Origin of the sequence: Aeromonas sp. S15(2024), from assembly GCF_041402265.1 — a bacterium.
In the GTDB taxonomy this organism is placed as follows: Bacteria; Pseudomonadota; Gammaproteobacteria; order Enterobacterales; family Aeromonadaceae; genus Aeromonas; species Aeromonas dhakensis.
Window position 1 is genome coordinate 19,687 of record NZ_JBGLQY010000004.1, and the last position, 19,635, is coordinate 39,321.

The window sequence follows — 19,635 nt, forward strand, 5'->3', positions numbered from 1 at the left end:
CAATGACAAGCCAGGCACCGGCCAGTGATCGGACCGGTGCCTGAGGGCGATCAGGCCAGCAGCCGCTTCACCGTGGCCAGCAGGGTACGCACATCCTCGGGACGGGTCTGACCGCTCGTACTGTCGATGATGGAGCTGTAGACGTGGGGGATCACCTTCTCGACGCCGGCATCCAGCGCGATTCGCACTATCTCCTCGAAGTTGTCGAGATCGATGCCGCCGGTGGGCTCCAGCCAGAAGCCGTGGCGTGCACAGGCCTCGGCCACCGCCTGATACTCGGCGCGGCAGGTCAGCCCGCCCATGGGGAAGAACTTGACCGAACTGCCGCCCATGTCCTTGAGCAGGGCGATGGCGGTGTCGATAGGTACTATGCCGTCCGGTTGCTGGCTACTCAGGGGACCGGTGGAGATCTTCACCATCCCCGGGGTGCCGGTGGGGGAGACAAGGCCATTGACGAGGGTGTCAGACTGGCCGAGCAGCGCCCTGCTGGCGCCGACCCCGGTGAACACCTGGTTGACGTGCTGGGGCTGCAGCTGGCGAGCCAGCTCGGCCACCATGGCTGACTGGCGCGGATCGCCGGCCCCCAGCCCGATGGAGAGGGCGTTGTCGATAAGCTTGGCGTAGGCCTGCATGTCAGCGACGGCGGAGGGCACATCCGTGTAGTTCTTGGAGAGCACACCGACCAGCACATGGCCCTCGGCAGCCTCATAAATGTCGACGGCATTTTGTCGGGAGCCGGCCAGCACGTTGAGGCAGACCCGATCGCGGTAGTAGTTGGGAGTCAAAGACATCAGTTGTTCTCCTGAACGAGGTGGGCAATGGCGGCATGGATCTGGTCCAGCTGGGGCGGGGTGACGCTGCGCACGTCGATCTCGATGTGCCCCTCGTTGGCCTTGTAGCCGCGGCAGTAGATGGCCGGCGTGCCCTGCTGGAGACGGGCAACTACCTGCACTGTGGTCATGCCGATCTGCTGGTGATCGAAGGCGATATCGGTGCGGGCGATGTCGCGCCCCGCGCTGTCCCACACCACCTTGGCGCTGACGCCGGGCAGTTGGTTGAGGCGCTCGATGAAGGGGGTCATCTTGGCGACCATGGCGGCGCCGCTCTCCTTCTCTTTGGCCAGGTAGCGCTCGATGGCGTGAGTCAGGCCGAGGATCCCCTCCTTGCCCACCTTCATGGCACGGCCGATGCCGTTGCCCTGCTGCTTGACCCACGCCACGTATTGGCGCTTGCCGAGCACCAGGCCGCTGGTGGGCCCCTCGATGGCCTTGGCACCGCTGTAGATGACGAGATCCGCTCCCTGGTTGTAGTAGAGGCGCAGATCCTCCTCGGCCGCCGCATCGACGATGAGCGGTAGTCCATGGGTTCTGGCCACCTCGGCCGCCTCGGTCACCGACAGAATGCTCTTCTGCACGCAGTGGTGGGACTTGATGTAGAGGATGGCGGCGGTATTGGCATTGATGGCGGCGGCCAGTTGGGCGGCAGAGCACTCGTTGGCATAGCCTGCCTCTACCACCTTGCCGCCTCCCAGGTTGACCATGGTGCCGACGGGGGCACCGAAGTTCACGTTGTGCCCCTTGGGCAGCACGATCTCGCTCGGCACGCCGTGAGCATGGGCGTGGAGGTGTTCGAGGCGGTAGGGGTCGCCACGCACTATCACGGCGGCCACCGACTGGGCGATGCCGGCGCTGGCGCAAGAGACCACCACCGCATCCTCGGCCCCCAGCAGGCCGGCGATGTAGGCGCCGGTCTTGTCGATCAAGTCTTTGACCTCGAAGTAGTGGCCGAGGCCGAAGTTGACCGCGTCGACCACCTCCTGCTCGGGGGTGGAGACGCCGAGCAGGGTCATGCGCCCGGAGGCGTTGATCACGGGTTTGAGCTGATATTTCTCATACACGGAAGACATGGTGTGATTTCCCATAGTGAGTCAGAACCAGTTCGCCCCCCACCAGGGCGGCGAGCGGCAGCAACTGCCGATCGCCATTGCGGGCGCCGGCTTCGGTATCGGTAAAGAGGGTGGGGCCGCTCATCACCTCGAACAGGGTCATATCGGCATCGGCGCCCACCTCGAGTCGCCCCTTGCCGGACAGGCGCAGGGCATCGGCGGCATGGTGGGTGACGCAGGCCAGTACCTGCTCCAGGGTCATGCCGATGGCGAGAAACTTCGACATCACGTGGGCCAGGCTGTAGACCGGCCCCTTGATGCGGTTCTTGCAGTAGATGTCGGAGCTGATGGTGCGGGGCAGGATCCCCTGGGCAATGGCCAGCTCCGCCACCTCGAAGCTGAAGCTGGCGCCGCCGTGGCCGATGTCGAGCAAGAGGCCCCGCCGCATCGCCTCACGCACCGCCTGGCGCAGTTCACCGGCCGGGGTCAGGATGCGGTTGGGCTTGCCGTTGAAGCAGTGGGTCAGCAGATCGCCATCCCCCAGCAGGGCGACGATCTCGTCCAGATCCGGCGGCGTGTTGCCCACGTGTACCATCAGCGGCAGCCGACCGTGGGCCTGTTGCAGTGCCTTGGCCATGCGCAGCGGCCGCAGGCCGTTCTCACCCACCACGCTGCCGCTCATCCGCGCCTTGATGCCGACGATGAAGCCGGGGTGGCGGGCAATGGCCGCCGAGGCGAGATCCATATCGAGGTCCCGGCTGTCAGCCAGCTCGTTCTGGCGCAGCAGGCCGATGCGGGAGATGTTGAGCAGGGCGTGCACCCGGGTCTTGCAGCCGGCGGCGAGACGCTGGAAGTCATCCACGTCGTCGGCCCCGGTGCTGCCGGCGTCGATGACGGTGGTGACGCCGGACTCCACACCCACCTTGTCCGGCTCATCGTGATAGAGGGGGGAGGCGGGGTAGCAGTGGGTGTGGCCGTCGATCCAGCCGGCGCTCACATGCACCCGGCCGCCGAGATCCAGGGTCTGCTGCGCCATGGCCGTCTCCGGCAGGGTGCCGATGGCGGCTATCTTGCCCTCCCTGATGGCGATATCGACGAGCTGGCCATCTCCCTGGCGCCCAGCTCTGATGATGATGTCGTACATGCTAGATGGCCTCTCGAGTGCCGCCCCGCAGGGCGGCGGATGGTTATGCAAGTGCAACCGGGAAGAAGGTACCGAGCAGCATGGCCCCCAGGATGGCACCGCCGGTGATGGGCTTGCCCCACACGTAGAACAGCAGCGCACCCAGCAGAGAGCCGATGCCGATGGGAATCGAGGCGCCCATGGCGGAGAGGATGATGAGCGGACCGAGGAAGCGGCCCGAGCTGTTGCCAGCCCCCATCATCACATCCGCCCCATAGGTGGAGTTGCTCTGGTTGATGGTGAACTTGCGCGCCAGGATGATCACGTAGCCGATGGCCAGACCAATCCCCATGCCGGTTGCCAGGGAGGCACCGAAGTTCTCCACCGGATAGACGATGCCGGCCCCCAGCAGCAGGGCGGGCACGCCGAGGCCGACCCCGGTCTGGATGGCGCCGCCGATATCCAGGATCCCCACCAGGGAGCCCTCGATGATACGGGCAAACAGGAAGCTGGCGCCGAAGGCCGCCACCGCACCATAGGCACCGGTGTCCATGCCGGCCTTGAGCATGGCGACGAAGGCCACCTCGTTGAAGGCGCCGACCCCGTACAGGTAGAACATGTGGGTACCGGCAAAGACCCCGGCCGAGAGCAGGCCGACAAAGATGGGGAAGGACCAGTCGGCGTACCAGAAGTTGTTTTTCAGTTTCTCATCCACGGTGTGACCCCTTATTTGCCGCTCAGCAGGTTATGGACGTTTTCCAGCCACAGGGGAACACCCAGATGGAAGGACTCGATGAGTTTCATGTCGAAGCCGCGGAAGAAGCCGCTCAGCACGAACAGCAGGACGATGGCCGCCATCATCACCTTGGTGACATGGTTCCAGCCGCTCTCTTCCACGCCCTTGCCGATCAGGATGCCGAGCACCAGGCCCGGTACCGCGTTGCCCATGATGAGCTGGGCCAGACCGCCGAAGATGGTGGCCCAGAAACCGGACTTCTTGCCCGCCTCGATGGCGGCCAGCCAGAAGATCACCGGCATAACGGTGTTGACCAGCAGGTTGGCCGCCGGTACCAGCACCTTGACCGCGGTGACCTGCAGGGCGGCCGGAACGGCGGCGGCCGTGCTGTTGAGGAAGGCGACCACGATGGCACCTATGATGCCGCCGGCAATAGCCATCTTCTTCGGGTCGTGCAGGGTGGTGGCGAGATCCCGGTTCTTGAACAGCAGTGCCGCCGTGGCCCAGTGCGGAATGATGCGGTGATCCACATCCTGGGTGAAGGCGCCGGCCGCCACGGTGGAAGCCCAGGCGTTGAAGAAGAAGCCCAGACCAAACGAGAAGTGGGAGGCAGGATCCCCTTCGCAGGAGTTGAGCTCGCCCAAGGTACGGAAGGCGCCCATCCCCTGCACGGTCGGGGCGTGGAACATCCGTGCCGCGCCGGCCCCCACCCCGACGCCAACCAGGCCGCCAATGATGAGTGACTTGATAAATATGATTAGAAACATCCCATGTATCCTTCTTGTGGCGGTGTTGCCGCGGGCGGCGTCACACCCGGGTAAAGGTCACCTTGTCGGTGTCCAGGCTGGTGACCCTGACCGTGATGGCGAGCCGAACCCGGTATTCGTGGCGCTGGCGCGGCAGGAAGAAGAACAGGAACTTCTCCACCCGGACCGACTCCTCGGCCTCGATCACCTCGACCTCGACCGGTTCGATGCGCAGCAGCACCCGCGGGTTGTCCTTGAGCAGCGTGGATTGCACTTGGCTGAGGGCGGCGGCGAACGCCTGCTGACGGGTCGCGCCCTTGCCGTTGACGGTGACCCGGGTGGTGAAGTCCTCTTTCATCATGCGCGTCCGTGTTTCTTAACGAAGGCTTCGATCAGCTTCTGACCCAGCTCTTCCTTGTCCATGAAGCCGAAGCCGAGCACCACGCACCCCTCGTTGATGGCGGTGACGCCCTCTTCGATGGAGCGCATGCCGTAGCGGCACTTGTAGCCGTACTTGGTCTGGGCCGTGATGGCGCCGGCACCGCCGCTGCCGCAGAAGGAGATGCCGAGATCCGCCTGCTCCTTGTTCATCACGTCGCCGAGCTTCATGTCGGCGGCCATGCCGGGGATGACGGTCACGCTGGCGCCGGCGGCTTCCGCGCCTGCTCCCACTTTCTGGCCCTTGCCGAGGCGATCACCGATCACGAGTTTGATGGCTGTCATTTAGCATTCTCCTTTGACTGAACTGAGTTCGTTTTCTTTGGCTACTTCGAAATGGACGGACAAGAGGTGTGCCTCTTCATAGGCGAGCCGCTCCAGCCAGCTGACGACCTGCTCGGCCAGACGCAGGGAGAGGGGAGAGATCTCCTCGAACAGGCTGAGGTCGACCTCCGGCAGCGGTTCGCCACTGTGGGAGCGCCACACCATGGCTTTGATGTGAGAGGCCAGCATCTGCTGCTGTACCTCGTTGGGGCGAATGCCCTGTTCGGCCAGCAGGATATGGATGCGCGCCAGGATCTGGTCGGTTTGGCGCAGCAGGGCCGGGCTGTCCGGGGTCAGGGGCTGGTCATGGGTCTCTGTGTGCAATGTCTGCTCTCCAAGGCTGGCAGAAGGGATAGCGTTACCCTAAGCCGGTCATGTTCGGGAGAGGAGGCACCGTTTTTCCGATTCGAAGCGGAAATTCGCGCGTCAGCTGGCCAATTGAAGCCGCTTTTGCGGCATCAAGCGGAAAAGAGTGCTCATTGGCGCCTATTTTGTGTGATCAGGGGCGCACTTGGCGTTGGATGAGGGGCTGCTGGCCCTTGGCTGAAACTGTGAGTCGCCTCACGGCCGGGAGGAGGAAAAGGAGGAGAGGGGGCGACTCGTCGCCCCGACCGTGGGGATGTCAGCTGGCGGTGGCCGCACTCGCGCTGGCCCGGTTCTGGTAGCGCAGATCCTCTTCGATGGTGACCTCCACCTCGAGCGGTTTGCCATCGCGGATCACCGAGATGGTGAGTTTGGTGCCGGGCCGGCTCTCGACGATCTTGTCCATGGCGGCCCGCACGCCACTGATGGCCTCGCCGTTGATCTTGAGCAGCACGTCGCCCCGCTTCAGCCCGCCCTTGGTGGCCGGCCCGTTGGGATCCAGGCTCTCCACCACCAGACCGCGCAGGTCACCCAGATTCATCATGCGGGCGACGATGGGATTGATCTCGACGCTGGAGATGCCGAGGTAGCCGCGGATCACCCGGCCGTTGGCGATCAGCTCGTCCATGATGCGCTTGGCCAGCTTGTAGGGAATGGCGAAGCTGATGCCGTAGCTCTCCTGATTGCCGTTGAGGTGGTAGGCGGCGGTGTTGATGCCCACCAGATCGCCGCGGGCATTGACCAGGGCGCCCCCCGAGTTGCCCTCGTTGATGGCGGCATCGGTCTGCAGCAGATCCTGCCGGCCGTTGCTGTCCGGCCCCATGCTGGAGAGGCCGATGCGGCCGGTGGCGCTGATGATGCCCTGGGTGATGGTCTGGCCGACGTTGTAGGGGTTGCCGATGGCAAGCACCACGTCGCCCACGTCGGGCAGCCGCTCCGGATCCTGCGGGATCACCGGCAGGTTGTCCGACTCGATGTAGAGCACCGCCAGGTCGGTGAGCTGGTCGGTGCCGACCAGTTCGGCGCTGAACACCCGTCCGTCCTGCAGCGCGACTATGATCTGGTCCGCATCGGCGATGACGTGATAGTTGGTCAGCACGTGGCCGCGCTGGTTCATGATGACGCCGGAGCCCAGCCCCTGCGGCCTGAGTTCGGTCTGGTTGCCCTGATTGCGGGCGAAGCTGCGGGTATAGATGTTGACGACGGCAGGGCCGGCGCGGTGCGCCGCGTAGGAGAAGCTCAGTTCACGGGCATTGGTGATGAGGCCGGGCAGTTGGGCCCCGCCCCGAAAATTGGGAAACAGCAGCAACAGTAGCGCCGCCACGGTGAGACCGAAGCCGACAGACTTGCCCAAGTAACTGACTATAGGGGGGATTTTCATGTCATTCTCATCCGTACATAGAGCGGGCAGAGAATAACACTATCGGTGGATAAAAATCACCCGCGGCAGGCGCCGCGGGTGAGAGGAGATTAACGAATTACCAGGTAGAGCGAAGAGTCGCCGCGCTGGATGTTGAGGGCCAGCACATCCGGCTTGTTCTTCAACGCCTTGCTCAGCTCTTCCAGCGAGTTGATGCGCAGGCGGTTGACGCCGATGATGACGTCGCCCTTCTGCAAACCGGAGGCGGCGGCAGGGGAGCGCGGATCGATCTCGGAGACGGCCACGCCGGTGACCGGCTCGCTGGTGGTGCTCAGCTTGGCCCCTTCCAGTGCCGGGTGCAGCGCGCTGGCCAGGATTTCGCTGTCATCCGCCTTCTTCAAGGTGACCTTGACGGTTTGCTCCTTGCCATCGCGGATCAGGCCCAGTGCCACCTGCTTGTCGGCCCCCATGGTGGCAATCTTGGCCCGCAGTTCGCCGAAGGAGCGGATGGCCTTGCCGTCGATGCTGACGATGATGTCGCCCGGCTTGATGCCTGCTTTGGCGGCCGCGGAGTCGGGCATGACCTGGTTGACGAAGGCGCCGTCCTTCTTGTTGTAGCCGAAAGTCTTGGCCACTTCGGAGGTGAGCTCGGTCCCTATGATGCCCAGCTGGCCGCGACGGACTTCACCGTATTTCACGATCTGTTCGGACAGGTCGCGCACCATGTTGGACGGAATGGCAAACCCGATGCCGATGTTGCCACCGTTGGGGCCCAGGATGGCGGTGTTGATGCCGATCAGCTCGCCACGCAGGTTGAGCAGGGCGCCACCCGAGTTGCCCGAGTTGATGGCCGCATCGGTCTGGATGAAGTTTTCCAGGTTCTCGATGTTGAGGCCGCTGCGGCCGAGCGCGCTGACGATGCCGGAGGTGACGGTCTGGCCGAGACCGAACGGGTTGCCGATGGCCAGCGCATAGTCACCGACCCGCAGCTCGTCAGAGTCGGCGAATTTGATTTGAACCAGATCCTCGGCCTTGATTTGCAGCAGGGCGATGTCGGACTGCTTGTCTTCGCCGATCTTCTTGGCGGCGTATTCACGGCCATCTTTCAGGTTGACCTTGATCTCGTCCGCCTCGTGCACCACGTGGGCGTTGGTGATCACGTAGCCCTTCTTGGCGTCGATGATGACGCCGGAACCGAGCGCCTGGAAGGGCTGCTCGCTCACCTGTTCGTCAGGCATGTTGGGGCCGAAGAAGAAGCGGAACTGTTCCGGCAGACGCTGGCGGGTGATCTTCTTGCCGGAGACGGAAATGTTGACCACGGCAGGGGTGACCTGTTCGAGCACCGGCGCCAGGCTCGGCATCTCCTGATTGTTCGCCAAAAGGGAGGGCAGTGCAGCCTGCACGGGGGCCGCAGACATGGCGATACCGACACTGAGGGCTAACACACTGAGCACAGAAAGAGGTTTACGCATATGAAAAACAGCTCCCAGAAAAAGTTGCAATGCAATCGTCAAGGTCTGACCACGATACAGCGCAATTAGTTCCGCGGGGAACTAACTGGACTGCTTGAGCAGACCGGAGGCCCCTGCATAGTCACGGGGCGGTACACCCGGTTCTTCATTGGCCGGGACATCGCTGCTCTCGTCGAGCAGGGTTTCACGGAACAGCGGCTCCTGGGCCTTGGCCAGGAATTTGCTCTGCTCCGCCATATGGCGATAAAGGGTCTGGTACTGCTCGGCCAACTGCTCCATCAGGGCGGCACTGTCGGCGAAGTGGGTATTGATCTGACCCTGGTAGCTTTCCAGTTCCTTGTGAGCCTTCTTCAGTTCTTGTTCCAGACGGCCGGCATCCCGGCTGCGCACTGTGAAGCGACCGATGATGATACCGATAATCAAGGCGGCGACAGCCAGCAGGATCCCGTTTAACAGACTCATAGATGCTCCTTGTTACAGCTAAACCAATGTATGTTAATGCGGCCTGAACGGCCGCTACGCCTTGATGGCACTATACCGTGCACCCCGAGGGCGTGATACCATTTTGTCCTTCATTCAGGGACTTGAAGGCAATTGACAGGATGACCCCGCAGCAAAAATATCAGCAGGATTTGCAGCGCCCCGGCTTCGTGGCCGACCCCGCTCAGGCGATGGCCGTGGCCCGTCTGGAGCGACTCTATCAGGATTTGTGCCAAACCCCGACTCCGACCAGATCCCGCGGTCTGCTGGGCTGGCTGCAAAAGCCGAAGCCCCGTACGCCCATCCTGGGGCTATATATGTGGGGTGGCGTGGGCAGAGGCAAGACCTGGCTGATGGATACTTTTTTCGACAGCCTGCCAGGGGAGCGCAAACTGCGTATCCACTTCCACCGTTTCATGCACCGGGTGCACGATGAGCTCAAGGGACTGACCGGTCAGGCCGATCCGCTCAAGCTGATCGCCCGCAAGCTGGCCGACGAGACCGACGTCATCTGCTTCGACGAATTTTTCGTCTCCGATATTACCGATGCCATGCTGCTGGGGACCCTGTTCCAGGAGCTGTTCGGCCATGGGGCCGTGCTGGTGGCGACCTCGAACATACCGCCGCAGGACTTGTATCGAAACGGCTTGCAACGTGCCCGTTTTCTACCGGCCATTGCCCTCATAGAGCGTCATTGCGAGATACTTAACGTAGATGGCGGTACCGATTATCGCCTGCGCACGCTGGAGCAGGCGGAGATATATCACTTCCCGCTGGATCGGCAGGCAAAATCCAATCTCGAGCTCTATTTTCAACAATTAACCGGGCTGCAACAGGCCCTGCCGGGCCAGGTCGAGATCAATCACCGTCAGCTGGCGTCGCTGGGGATGGGGGAAGGTGTGCTCTATATGGAGTTCGAGCAACTTTGCTGCACACCCCGTTCCCAGAGCGACTATATCGAGCTGGCGCGACTGTTTCACACCGTCCTGCTGGCCAATGTGCAACCCATGGGGGCAGGCACGGATGACGCGGCGCGCCGCTTCATCGCCATGGTGGACGAGTTCTATGAGCGGCACGTCAAGCTCATCATGTCGGCGGCGGTGCCCATGCAGGAACTCTATGGTCACGGGCTGCTGGATTTCGAATTCCAACGTTGTCTTTCACGGCTTCAGGAAATGCAATCGCACGAATACCTTGCCAGAGTGCACCTTCCTTAGTCACAATACCGCGCCTGCCAGTCGGATGGGCATCTGCGGCAGGTAGGGCCGGGCGACATTTGCTAGCTTCATGGCAGTGAAATTAGCAGGTGATATTTAAGGCAACTTCACTTATAATCGCCCGGCCCACGTTACAGCTGTCGATAAGACAGCAACACTTTAAGCTTTACTTGTATTCGAAGGGGTACAGGTAGGCCATCGTTTGTTGTTTGTGGGAGAGCCCCCATAAGCAATTGGGTCTGTAACAGGTAATTGGGTTTAACTTAATGAAAACTTTCGTTGCCAAGCCAGAAACCGTAAAACGTGACTGGTACATTGTGGACGCAGAAGGTAAAACTCTGGGTCGTATCGCAACCGAGATCGCTGCTCGTCTGCGTGGTAAGCACAAAGCCGAGTACACTCCGCACGTTGACACCGGTGATTACATCATCGTTGTAAACGCCGAGAAGGTACACGTAACCGGTAAGAAATCTACCGACAAAATGTACCACGCTCACTCCGGTTTCCCGGGTGGTATCAAGTCCATCAGCTTCGACAAGCTGATTCAGCGTAAACCGGAAATGGTAATCGAAGCTGCCGTCAAAGGCATGCTGCCGAAGGGTCCGCTGGGCCGTGCCATGTTCCGTAAACTGAAAGTTTACGCAGGCGCCGAGCACGCTCATGCTGCTCAGCAACCTCAAGTACTGGATATCTAATCGGGAACTGGCAACATGGCAGAAAATCAATACTACGGTACTGGCCGTCGCAAAAGCTCCACTGCTCGCGTATTCATCAAAGCGGGTAGCGGTAAAATCGTAATCAACCAGCGCTCCCTGGAGCAGTACTTCGGCCGCCCGACTGCCCGCATGGTAGTTCGTCAGCCGCTGGAACTGGTTGAGATGACCGAGAAACTGGATCTGTTCATCACCGTTAACGGTGGCGGCATCTCCGGTCAAGCTGGTGCGATCCGTCACGGTATCACTCGTGCTCTGATGCAGTACGATGAAACCCTGCGTTCCGAACTGCGTAAAGCTGGCTTTGTTACTCGTGATGCCCGTAAGGTTGAGCGTAAGAAAGTCGGTCTGCACAAAGCTCGTAAGCGTCCGCAGTACTCCAAGCGTTAATTCGCTTTTTGTACGCACTCTCGCGAGTGTCAAAAAAGCCTGGCCACGTGCCAGGCTTTTTTTATTGGTAATATTACGAACCACATTGCTAACACCACGTCACAAAAGACAAAAAATTGTGTATTTATTGTTTTTGACCTTCGCTTCTCTTTCTTGTCAAGTTGTTATCTTTTCTTTAAAATTCCCTCGGTTTTTCTGTGACAATTGTAACTCCGCTTCCGCCGCTGTTGTCACGGAAGAAAGGGGAACAGGGACACAATAAGAATGTGCGGAGTCCACATGGGAGAGTTTTTGGATGAGCAATGCGCCAGTTGATACCGGTCGCCGCAGATTTCTTACCTGGTCAACGGTCGCCGTTGGTGGGGTAGGAGCTGCTTTTACCGCAGTGCCGTTTATTAAGTCATGGAACCCGAGTGCCAAAGCCAAAGCGGCGGGTGCTCCGGTTGAAGTGGATATCAGTAAGTTGGAACCAGGCCAGCTCATCCGTGTTGAGTGGCGAGGCAAGCCGGTCTGGGTGGTGAAGCGCACCAAACAGACGCTGGATGCCCTGACCGCGCATGACGACAAGCTGCGCGACCCGGCTTCTGACGAGCCCCAACAACCCGACTATGCCCACAATGGCTACAGATCCATCAAGCCGGAGATCTTCGTGGCCGTCGGTATCTGTACTCACCTGGGTTGCTCTCCCTCCTACTTGCCGGACAACTTCGGCGAACAGGTGCAGGGGGTGACTTCCGGTTTCTTCTGCCCGTGCCATGGCTCCAAGTTCGACATGGCTGGTCGAGTGTTCCAGGGGGTGCCTGCGCCCTTGAACCTGGTCATTCCGCCGTACCAATATCTTAGCGACACCACCATCCTGGTCGGTGCCGATGGCAAGGAGGCCTGACCATGTTTGCCAAACTGATGGGCTGGATTGACTATCGCTTTCCGCTCACCGCCATGTACAACGACCACATGGCCAAGTATCCGGCGCCCAAGAACCTGAACTTCTGGTACTTCTTCGGCTCGCTCGCCATGCTGGTGCTGGTCAACCAGATCATCACGGGCATCTGGCTGACCATGAACTACAACCCCTCCGCCGAAGGTGCCTTCGCCTCCGTCGAGTACATCATGCGGGATGTGGATTACGGCTGGCTGCTGCGCTACATGCACTCCACCGGCGCGTCCGCCTTCTTCATCGTGGTCTACCTGCACATGTTCCGCGGCATGATCTACGGCTCCTACCAGAAGCCGCGCGAGCTGCTGTGGATCTTCGGCATGCTGATCTTCCTCTGCCTGATGGCGGAAGCCTTCATGGGCTACCTGCTGCCGTGGGGCCAGATGTCCTTCTGGGGCGCACAGGTCATCATCTCGCTGTTCGGTGCCATTCCGGTCATCGGTGACGATCTGACCCTGTGGATCCGCGGTGACTACGTCATCTCCGGTGCTACCCTCAACCGCTTCTTCGCGCTGCACGTCATCGCCCTGCCGCTGGTGCTGGTGATGCTGGTTGCCATGCACATCCTGGCGCTGCACGAAGTGGGGTCGAACAACCCGGACGGCATCGACATCAAGAAGCACAAGGATGAGAACGGCTGGCCGCTGGATGCGGTCGCGTTCCACCCCTACTTCACCGTCAAAGACATGATTGGCGTAGCCGGTTTCCTATTCTTCTTCTGCGCCATCATCTTCTTCAAGCCGGACATGTGGGGCTACTTCCTCGAGAAGCCGAACTTTGAAGTGGCCAACGGCCTGAAGACCCCGGCACACATCGCGCCCGTATGGTACTTCACCCCCTTCTACGCCATTCTGCGGGCGGTACCGGACAAGCTGCTGGGCGTCATCATGATGGGCCTCTCCATCGTGGTGTTGTTCTTGCTGCCCTGGCTGGATCGCTGCAAGGTGCGTTCGGTGCGCTATCGCAGTACCCTGCACAAGCTGAACATCGCCCAGTTCGTGGTCTGCTTCATCATTCTCGGGGTGCTCGGCGTGCTGCCATCGACTCCGACCCTGACGCTGATCGCCCAGATCTGTACCCTGGGTTATTTCGGGTTCTTCGTCCTGTTGTTCTTCTACAGCAAGAATGAAAGCACCAAGCCGCTGCCGGAAAGGGTGACATTCAAATGAAAAAAATAATATTTGCAGTGCTGACCCTGCTGCCGTCACTGGTGTTTGCCAACACCGGGGCCGTGCATCTGGACAAGGCTCACTATGATCTGAACGACAAGGCGTCCCTGCAGCGTGGTGCCGCCACCTTCATGAACTACTGCTTTGGCTGTCACAGCACCCAGTACCAGCGTTACAACCGGGTAGCGGCAGACATCGGTATCCCGGAAGACCTGATGGCGGCCAACCTGATCGTCAATGGCGCCAAGATCGGTGATCTGATGGAAAACTCGGTGCCGGACAAGGATGCGGCCAAGTGGTTTGGTGCACCGCCCCCCGATCTGACGCTGGTCGCCCGGGTGCGTGGCGCGGACTGGATCTACACCTATCTGCGTTCCTTCTACGTGGACGAGACCCGTCCATTCGGGGTGAACAACGTCGTGTTCCCGTCCGTGGGCATGCCCCACGTGCTGGAGCCGCTGCAGGGGACGCCCCGCGCCGAGTTTGCGACCCACCAGGTCGATGGTGTCGACGTTCAGCAGGTTGTCAGCATCAAATCTGACGGCAACGGTGAAATGAATAACGAAGAGTATGATCAGACGGTGCTGGATCTGGTAAACTTCTTGGTCTACTCGGCTGAACCGGTACAACAGGAGCGCGAACGCATGGGCTTCTGGGTGCTTGGTTTCATCGTGATCTTCTTCATCTTCACTGTGCTGTTGAAGAAGGAATTCTGGCGCGACGTTCACTAAGCGACCAGATCCGGGTAATATAATGCACGGCAATGAAGTCCAAGATGCTTCATTGCCGTTTCTGCTTTTTAATGACGGGAGGGTTCAATGGCTGTAGCTGCCAATAAGCGTTCGGTAATGACGCTGTTTTCCGGTGCCAACGACATGTTCAGCCATCAGGTGCGCATTGTCCTGGCGGAGAAGGGTGTTAGCGTAGATATTTGCCAGGTAGACCCTGCCAACCTGCCGGATGAGCTGGCCGAGCTGAACCCGTACAACACTGTACCGACCCTGGTTGATCGGGAGCTGGCTCTCTACACCTCGCGCATCATCATGGAATATCTGGACGAGCGTTTCCCGCACCCGCCTCTGATGCCGGTATACCCGGTGGCGCGCGGCAACAGCCGTCTGATGATGCATCGCATCGAGCTGGACTGGTACTCCCTGGCCGACAAGATCATGGCGGGTACCGACGTGGATGCGGCGCGTGCCGAGCTGCGGGACAACCTGCTGGCCATCGCCCCCATCTTCGGTGAGATGCCCTATTTCATGAGTGAAGAGTTCGGTCTGGTCGACTGCTACATGGCCCCGCTGCTGTGGCGTCTGCCGAGTCTGGGCATCGACTTCACCGGTCGTGGTGCCAAAGAGCTGAAGGCCTACATGGTTCGTCTGTTCGAACGTGAATCCTTCCAGGCTTCCCTGACCGAAGCCGAGCGCGAGATCCGTGCCGGCGTATGAGCATGGAACCGACGATGACGCCCAGTCGCCCGTATCTGTTGCGGGCGTTCTTTGACTGGTTGCTGGACAATGACCTGACCCCTCACCTGGTGGTCAACGTCAACATCCCCCATGTGATGGTGCCGATGCAGTTCGTCCAGGATGGGCAGATTGTGCTGAACATCGCACCTCGTGCGGTTGGGCAGTTCCACATGGACAATGATGCCATCAGCTTCAGCGCCCGTTTTGGTGGAGTTTCCCAGCAGGTCTACATCCCGATGGCGGCCGTGCTGGCCATTCATGCCCGGGAAAATGGCGTGGGCACCATGTTCCCACCCGAGCCTGGGTATGATCTCTGGCTGGAGCAGGCCGAAGCGCCGGTGGAGCCCGAGCCGGAACCGCCGCGCCCGAGCGGCCGTCCGACCCTGAAGGTCATCAAATAAAAAACGCAGCCAATTGGCTGCGTTTTTTTATGGCGATCAACAAGGTCAGTTCTGGGCAAACTCGAAGGCCTTGATCACGCGCTTCACGCCGCTGACGTGGCGGGCGATCTCGACGGCCTGATCCCCCTCTTGGCGGGTCACCAGGCCGATCAGGAACACCTCGCCATTCTCGGTGACCACCTTGACCTTGGCGCTGTCGAAGTTCTTGGCGCCCAGCATGTCAGCCCGCACCTTGGAGGTGATCCAGGTGTCGTTGCTGCGTACCCCTATGCTGACCGGCTGGCCGAGGCGCAGCTCGTTGTAGACGTGGCGCACACCCTCGATACGGGCCACTATCTTGCCAGCCTCGAGCTTGTAAGCGTCAGAAGGTGTCTGACCGACCAGCAGTACCCGGCCGTTGTTGCTGTAGACGCTGATCTTGCTGGCCGCGCTCAGCGGCTTGTTGTCGGCCAGCAGGTTAGCCGCCTTCAGTTCGATGGCCTGATCGTCCCATTGGGCGCCCAGGGTGCGGCGATCGCCGGAAGCCTTGGCGGTACCGGCGGCACCACCGACCACCACGGCCGCGCAACCTTGCAGCAGCAGGGTGCCGGCCAGCAGGCCGAGCAGGAGCGTTTGCTTCTTCATGGTTTCAATCTTCCTGTTGCGGGAAAAGAGTCTGGTCGATGAGATCACACAGGCAGTGCAGGGTCAACAGGTTCACTTCCAGAATGCGGGGACGACGGGCAGACGGCACCCGGATCTCCACATCGTTGGGACCGAGCAGACCGGCGATCTCGCCGCCATCACCGCCCCCCAGCACCACTATGGTCATGTCGCGGGAGAGGGCGGCCTCGGCGGCTTTGATCAGGCTGCGGCTGTTACCCGTGGTGGTGATGACCACCAGGATGTCGCCGGGCTGACCGAGTGCACGGATCTGCTTGGCGTACACCTCTTCAAAGCCGTGGTCGGTGGCGATGGCACTGATGGTTGCCATGTCCGGGGTCAGCGCCATGCCGGGCAGGGAGGGACGCTCGGTTTCGTAACAGTTGACCAGCTCAGAGATAAACAGCTGGGCCAGTGCTGCGGAGGGACCATTGCCGCATGCCATCACCTTGTGGCCATTGAGCAGACAGATGGTCAGCATCTGGGCTGCAGTATGGATGGCATCCGGCAGCGCCTCGGCGGCGGCTATCTTGGTCTGGATGCTCTCGGTGTAGTTTTCTTTGATGCGGTCAGTCATGGGGTCCTCTTAAAATGCGTTCTGGATCCAGTCCGGCTGGTCGCCTTCGAACGCGATCACATCGAATCGGCAGGCCTGGTTGGCCTCGTTGATGGCATGTTGCTTGAAATAGTGGCGTGCCGCCAGCACGATCTTGTGCTGTTTGCGTCGGGTGACGGAGCTGGCGGCGCCGCCGTGGCTGGCCTGGGCGCGATAGCGGACTTCAACAAACACCAGGATCTCCCCCTGGCGCATGATGAGATCGATCTCGCCGCCCCGACAGCGATAGTTGCGGGTCACGGGTTGCAGGCCGCGGGCCTGCAACCAGCGCTCCGCTACCTGCTCAAAGTGCTGTCCCTTGCTCGTTGGTGACGGGAACAGGTTCTGTAACTGCCGGCGCATCCGTGCCAGAAGTACCTTCATGGGGGACTCCCTCGAGCTGGGGCATGGCGCTGTCACTGACCAGCTTGCCATTCTGGTAGGTGGCCCAGTCCAGTACCCGTACTATGTTGCCGCCGGCATCCACGCTCAGCTGACCGCTCATGCCGGGCTGCTGCATGGCGTTGACCTTGCGCATCTGCTGCAGGTTCTCAGCCAGGCTGACGGCGTCATAGCCCAGCGCAAACAGACGCAGCAGGTCGCCCTGGGTCTGCGGCCAGAGCAGGGCGATCTGCTCGCGCTGCTTCTCGTAACCACCAAGCAGCAGCGGCATGTCGGAGATGTGCATGCCGTTGAGCTCGGAGGCCACCTCGGTGGTGGCGCTGTCGTAGCTGCGCGAACTGCTGTAGATCGGCAGGCTGCCCATCGGATTGACCGAGATGTCGACGTAGGGCTTGATCATCCGGGTCTCCAGGCTGTTGGCGACCACATAGACCACGTCGATGCTGCGCGGGGCGGCAGCGGAGAGCTGAACCACTTCGCCAGCCCGGGCGGTGGAGCGGCCGCTCAACGCATTCTTGACCATACCCTGCACTTCGTTGCGGGCACCGAAAGTGGCCACGACCGGTTTGTCCTGGCTTACGGTCGCCCAGGCCTGTTCAAACGCCTTGATGCTGCTGTAGCCGATCCGTCCCTGTGCCGCGATCAGCAGCGGTTTGCGATAACCCTGGCCATAGAGGTACTGGGCAGCCTGCGTTGCATCGGCGGCGGCTGAGAGGGAGAAGTAATAGGTGGTGTCGTTGACGATCGGCTTGTCCAGCTCATTGAGTGCCAGTACAGGCACGGTCGGATTGGCCTTGAGCAGCTCCTCGACCCTGTCTTTGAGCAGCGGGCCGATGATCATGTTGGCCCCTTCCTGAATGGCCTGCTTGTAGAGATCCGCCGTCGACTTGGTCTGGGTATCGTAGAAGTTCAGGGTGAACTGGCTCTGATTTTCCTTGTAAGACATCAGCATGCCGTTGCGGATTGCCGCACCCTGCGGTTCCAGGTTGCCGGACAGCGGCAGGAAGACGGCGATCTGCTGCAGGGCATTGATGTTGCTGGTGGCCAGATCACCGAGTCCGGCCGGCATGTCTTTCTGGGCCGGGTGGTTCGGGAAGGCCTGTTTCCAGCCGGCCAGCTGGCGAGCCAGCTGATTGGGCTGGGCACCGAATTCATTCACCAGCGCTGCCAGCCGCAGCCAGCCGGTGGTGACATCGGGAGCCGGTGCCTCTTCCAGCGCCTGCAGGGTGGAAGGGGTCATGCTCTTGAGCAGGGACCAGATCTGCTGATGATTGGTGGCCAGCTCATTCTGGGCCAGGTATGGCTCCAGCAGGATCAGCGACTTGGCGGCACCAAACTTGTTGTTGATGTCGAGCTGCAGCACCACGCGCTGGCGGTACCAGTCCTTCTGGGTATCGGCGTCCAGCGCCACATCGGGCTTGCCTTCCAGCAGGATCAGCGCCTGGTTGGCATTGCCCTGGGCGAGCAGCAGGTGAGCCTGCAGCAGTTGCAGCTGGGCCTTCTGCTCGGCGCTCTGGGCCTGCTTCTGCAATTGCTGGAACAGGGCCGCGGCCGGCTTGGCCTGACCGAGCGCCAGATAGCTGCGCGCCGCCATCACTTGCCAGGTGAAGGCTTCGGCCGGTTTAGCCGGGTCCACCTGGGCCAGATACCACTGGGCATTCTTGGTAAGATCCGAGAAGGCCGACGGCATGCCGGACTGGCCGGCGGGTTGATTGGGCTCCGACGCACAGGCGGCGAGCAGGACTGCCGCGAGTAGGATGCCGAAGAGTCGTGATACACTTAGCTGCTTTATAACCCGGTTCAAGTTCATTCCCCGACCAGTGTTGAAATTCTCCATAGTGTAAACGGGCCAATATGGCGACACAATTGTCGGGACACTCGGAGCTCCCATGAGTGACATCCCAACCCTGTATATAGTCCCCACTCCGATCGGCAATCTGGCCGACATCACCCAGCGAGCACTGGATGTGCTGCGCAGCGTCGATCTGGTGGCCGCCGAGGATACCCGCCATACCGGCATCCTGCTCGGCCACTACCAGATCTCGGTGCAGACCTTTGCGCTGCACGATCACAACGAACAGCAGAAAGCCGACGTGTTGATCGGCCGTATCAAGGAGGGCAAGAGCGTGGCCCTGGTCTCCGACGCGGGCACGCCGCTCATCAGCGACCCCGGTTATCACCTGGTCACCCGTTGTCGTGAAGCCGGGGTAAAAGTAGTGCCGCTGCCCGGCCCCTGCGCCGCCATAACGGCGCTCTCCGCCGCCGGGTTGCCTACCGACCGTTTCGCCTTCGAGGGTTTTCTGCCGGCCAAAGCCAAGGGACGCGATGATCGCCTGCAGGCCGTGATTGAGGACACCCGCTCGCTGGTGTTCTATGAATCGCCGCGCCGGGTGCAGGAGACGGTGGAAGCGATCGCCCGCATTCTGGGTGAGCGCCAGGTGGTGGTCTGCCGCGAGCTGACCAAGACCTTCGAGTCGATCCACGGTCTGCCAGCCTCCGAGATGCTGACCTGGCTCGGCGAAGATGAAAACCGCTGCCGCGGCGAGATCGTGCTGGTGGTGGCCGGCGCCAGCAAGCTGGATGAAGAGCTGCCCGCTGAGGCTCTCCGCACTCTGGGGTTGCTGGTGGCCGAGCTGCCGCTGAAAAAAGCGGCGGCGCTGACCGCCGAGATCCACGGCGTGAAGAAGAATGCCCTCTACAAGTACGGCCTCGAGCACTATTAATTGCCGTAAACGGGAATTGCCGGTTTACCCCGCCGGCATCACGAGGCTAT

At 61.0% G+C, this 19,635-nt stretch carries 24 protein-coding genes; 9 read left to right on the forward strand and 15 right to left on the reverse strand.

Annotated features, from left to right (window positions below; translation table 11 throughout):
• Nucleotides 1–50: 50 nt before the first annotated feature.
• The 11 genes from ACB033_RS10545 to ACB033_RS10595 form a co-directional block, all read right to left on the reverse strand.
• Nucleotides 51–791 carry a KDGP aldolase family protein gene (locus ACB033_RS10545; RefSeq protein ID WP_371140511.1) on the reverse strand — a complete coding sequence of 247 codons (741 nt, stop codon included), beginning with the start codon at nt 789–791 and terminating at the stop codon, nt 51–53.
• Nucleotides 791–1,906 (reverse strand): DgaE family pyridoxal phosphate-dependent ammonia lyase, encoded by a 1,116-nt coding sequence (locus ACB033_RS10550; RefSeq protein WP_371140512.1) that lies wholly within the window; start codon nt 1,904–1,906, stop codon nt 791–793. Before ACB033_RS10550 ends, ACB033_RS10545 begins: the two co-directional genes overlap by 1 nt.
• Nucleotides 1,890–3,029 (reverse strand): amidohydrolase/deacetylase family metallohydrolase, encoded by a 1,140-nt coding sequence (locus tag ACB033_RS10555; protein WP_139725708.1) that lies wholly within the window; start codon nt 3,027–3,029, stop codon nt 1,890–1,892. The genes ACB033_RS10550 and ACB033_RS10555 overlap by 17 nt, the downstream gene beginning before the upstream one ends.
• 43 nt (nt 3,030–3,072) lie before the next feature.
• On the reverse strand, nt 3,073–3,723 hold the full coding sequence (locus ACB033_RS10560) for a DUF4310 family protein (RefSeq protein ID WP_011707606.1): 651 nt from the start codon (nt 3,721–3,723) through the stop codon (nt 3,073–3,075).
• 11 nt (nt 3,724–3,734) lie between these two features.
• The gene (locus ACB033_RS10565) at nt 3,735–4,511 is read right to left on the reverse strand and encodes a DUF4311 domain-containing protein (RefSeq protein WP_016352193.1); all 777 of its coding nucleotides are present in this window, start codon (nt 4,509–4,511) and stop codon (nt 3,735–3,737) included.
• Between the two features lie 40 nt (nt 4,512–4,551).
• Nucleotides 4,552–4,848 carry a DUF4312 family protein gene (locus ACB033_RS10570; protein ID WP_005305919.1) on the reverse strand — a complete coding sequence of 99 codons (297 nt, stop codon included), beginning with the start codon at nt 4,846–4,848 and terminating at the stop codon, nt 4,552–4,554.
• Complete coding sequence (locus ACB033_RS10575; RefSeq protein WP_139725707.1) at nt 4,848–5,213, reverse strand: SFCGS family glycine-rich protein; 366 nt, start codon at nt 5,211–5,213, stop codon at nt 4,848–4,850. Before ACB033_RS10575 ends, ACB033_RS10570 begins: the two co-directional genes overlap by 1 nt.
• A complete protein-coding gene (locus tag ACB033_RS10580) occupies nt 5,214–5,576 on the reverse strand; it encodes a PRD domain-containing protein (RefSeq protein WP_139725706.1) in 363 nt (120 codons plus the stop codon).
• 298 nt (nt 5,577–5,874) lie between these two features.
• A complete protein-coding gene (gene degS / locus ACB033_RS10585; RefSeq protein WP_005305911.1) occupies nt 5,875–6,996 on the reverse strand; it encodes an outer membrane-stress sensor serine endopeptidase DegS in 1,122 nt (373 codons plus the stop codon).
• 89 nt (nt 6,997–7,085) lie between these two features.
• Nucleotides 7,086–8,447, reverse strand: coding sequence for a Do family serine endopeptidase (locus ACB033_RS10590; protein ID WP_042049868.1), 1,362 nt, complete (start codon nt 8,445–8,447; stop codon nt 7,086–7,088).
• Nucleotides 8,448–8,528: 81 nt separating this feature from the next.
• Nucleotides 8,529–8,909, reverse strand: coding sequence for a YhcB family protein (locus ACB033_RS10595; RefSeq protein ID WP_005305902.1), 381 nt, complete (start codon nt 8,907–8,909; stop codon nt 8,529–8,531).
• Nucleotides 8,910–9,049: 140 nt separating this feature from the next.
• Between ACB033_RS10595 and zapE the strand changes: the two genes are divergently transcribed.
• From zapE to ACB033_RS10635, 8 genes are all read left to right on the forward strand, one after another.
• Complete coding sequence (zapE, locus tag ACB033_RS10600; protein ID WP_139725705.1) at nt 9,050–10,144, forward strand: cell division protein ZapE; 1,095 nt, start codon at nt 9,050–9,052, stop codon at nt 10,142–10,144.
• Nucleotides 10,145–10,410: 266 nt separating this feature from the next.
• Nucleotides 10,411–10,839 carry a 50S ribosomal protein L13 gene (gene rplM / locus ACB033_RS10605; RefSeq protein WP_005305895.1) on the forward strand — a complete coding sequence of 143 codons (429 nt, stop codon included), beginning with the start codon at nt 10,411–10,413 and terminating at the stop codon, nt 10,837–10,839.
• A gap of 15 nt (nt 10,840–10,854) precedes the next feature.
• Nucleotides 10,855–11,247, forward strand: a complete 393-nt coding sequence (gene rpsI / locus ACB033_RS10610) for a 30S ribosomal protein S9 (protein ID WP_005305893.1) — start codon at nt 10,855–10,857, stop codon at nt 11,245–11,247.
• 295 nt (nt 11,248–11,542) lie between these two features.
• On the forward strand, nt 11,543–12,133 hold the full coding sequence (petA, locus tag ACB033_RS10615; protein ID WP_139725704.1) for a ubiquinol-cytochrome c reductase iron-sulfur subunit: 591 nt from the start codon (nt 11,543–11,545) through the stop codon (nt 12,131–12,133).
• A gap of 2 nt (nt 12,134–12,135) precedes the next feature.
• Nucleotides 12,136–13,353, forward strand: coding sequence for a cytochrome bc complex cytochrome b subunit (locus tag ACB033_RS10620; protein ID WP_005305888.1), 1,218 nt, complete (start codon nt 12,136–12,138; stop codon nt 13,351–13,353).
• Nucleotides 13,350–14,084: a cytochrome c1 gene (locus ACB033_RS10625; RefSeq protein ID WP_017788266.1), complete on the forward strand. Its 735-nt coding sequence runs from the start codon at nt 13,350–13,352 to the stop codon at nt 14,082–14,084. Before ACB033_RS10620 ends, ACB033_RS10625 begins: the two co-directional genes overlap by 4 nt.
• 87 nt (nt 14,085–14,171) lie before the next feature.
• The gene (gene sspA / locus ACB033_RS10630) at nt 14,172–14,801 is read left to right on the forward strand and encodes a stringent starvation protein SspA (RefSeq protein ID WP_010635939.1); all 630 of its coding nucleotides are present in this window, start codon (nt 14,172–14,174) and stop codon (nt 14,799–14,801) included.
• The gene (locus ACB033_RS10635) at nt 14,798–15,223 is read left to right on the forward strand and encodes a ClpXP protease specificity-enhancing factor (protein WP_005305878.1); all 426 of its coding nucleotides are present in this window, start codon (nt 14,798–14,800) and stop codon (nt 15,221–15,223) included. Before sspA ends, ACB033_RS10635 begins: the two co-directional genes overlap by 4 nt.
• A 45-nt stretch (nt 15,224–15,268) precedes the next feature.
• Here the strand turns inward: ACB033_RS10635 and dolP are convergent, their stop codons facing one another.
• The 4 genes from dolP to ACB033_RS10655 are packed head-to-tail and all read right to left on the reverse strand — an operon-like array spanning nt 15,269 to nt 18,672.
• A complete protein-coding gene (gene dolP / locus ACB033_RS10640; protein WP_005305875.1) occupies nt 15,269–15,847 on the reverse strand; it encodes a division/outer membrane stress-associated lipid-binding lipoprotein in 579 nt (192 codons plus the stop codon).
• A 4-nt stretch (nt 15,848–15,851) separates the two neighbouring features.
• Entirely contained in the window at nt 15,852–16,442 is a 591-nt protein-coding gene (locus ACB033_RS10645; protein WP_005305871.1) for an SIS domain-containing protein, read from the reverse strand.
• Between the two features lie 9 nt (nt 16,443–16,451).
• The gene (locus ACB033_RS10650) at nt 16,452–16,823 is read right to left on the reverse strand and encodes a YraN family protein (protein WP_026458929.1); all 372 of its coding nucleotides are present in this window, start codon (nt 16,821–16,823) and stop codon (nt 16,452–16,454) included.
• Nucleotides 16,765–18,672 carry a penicillin-binding protein activator gene (locus ACB033_RS10655; protein ID WP_081013004.1) on the reverse strand — a complete coding sequence of 636 codons (1,908 nt, stop codon included), beginning with the start codon at nt 18,670–18,672 and terminating at the stop codon, nt 16,765–16,767. Before ACB033_RS10655 ends, ACB033_RS10650 begins: the two co-directional genes overlap by 59 nt.
• Before the next feature lie 79 nt (nt 18,673–18,751).
• On the opposite strand from ACB033_RS10655, the gene rsmI reads away from it, so the two are divergent.
• A complete protein-coding gene (gene rsmI / locus ACB033_RS10660) occupies nt 18,752–19,585 on the forward strand; it encodes a 16S rRNA (cytidine(1402)-2'-O)-methyltransferase (protein WP_139430593.1) in 834 nt (277 codons plus the stop codon).
• Nucleotides 19,586–19,635: the final 50 nt, after the last annotated feature.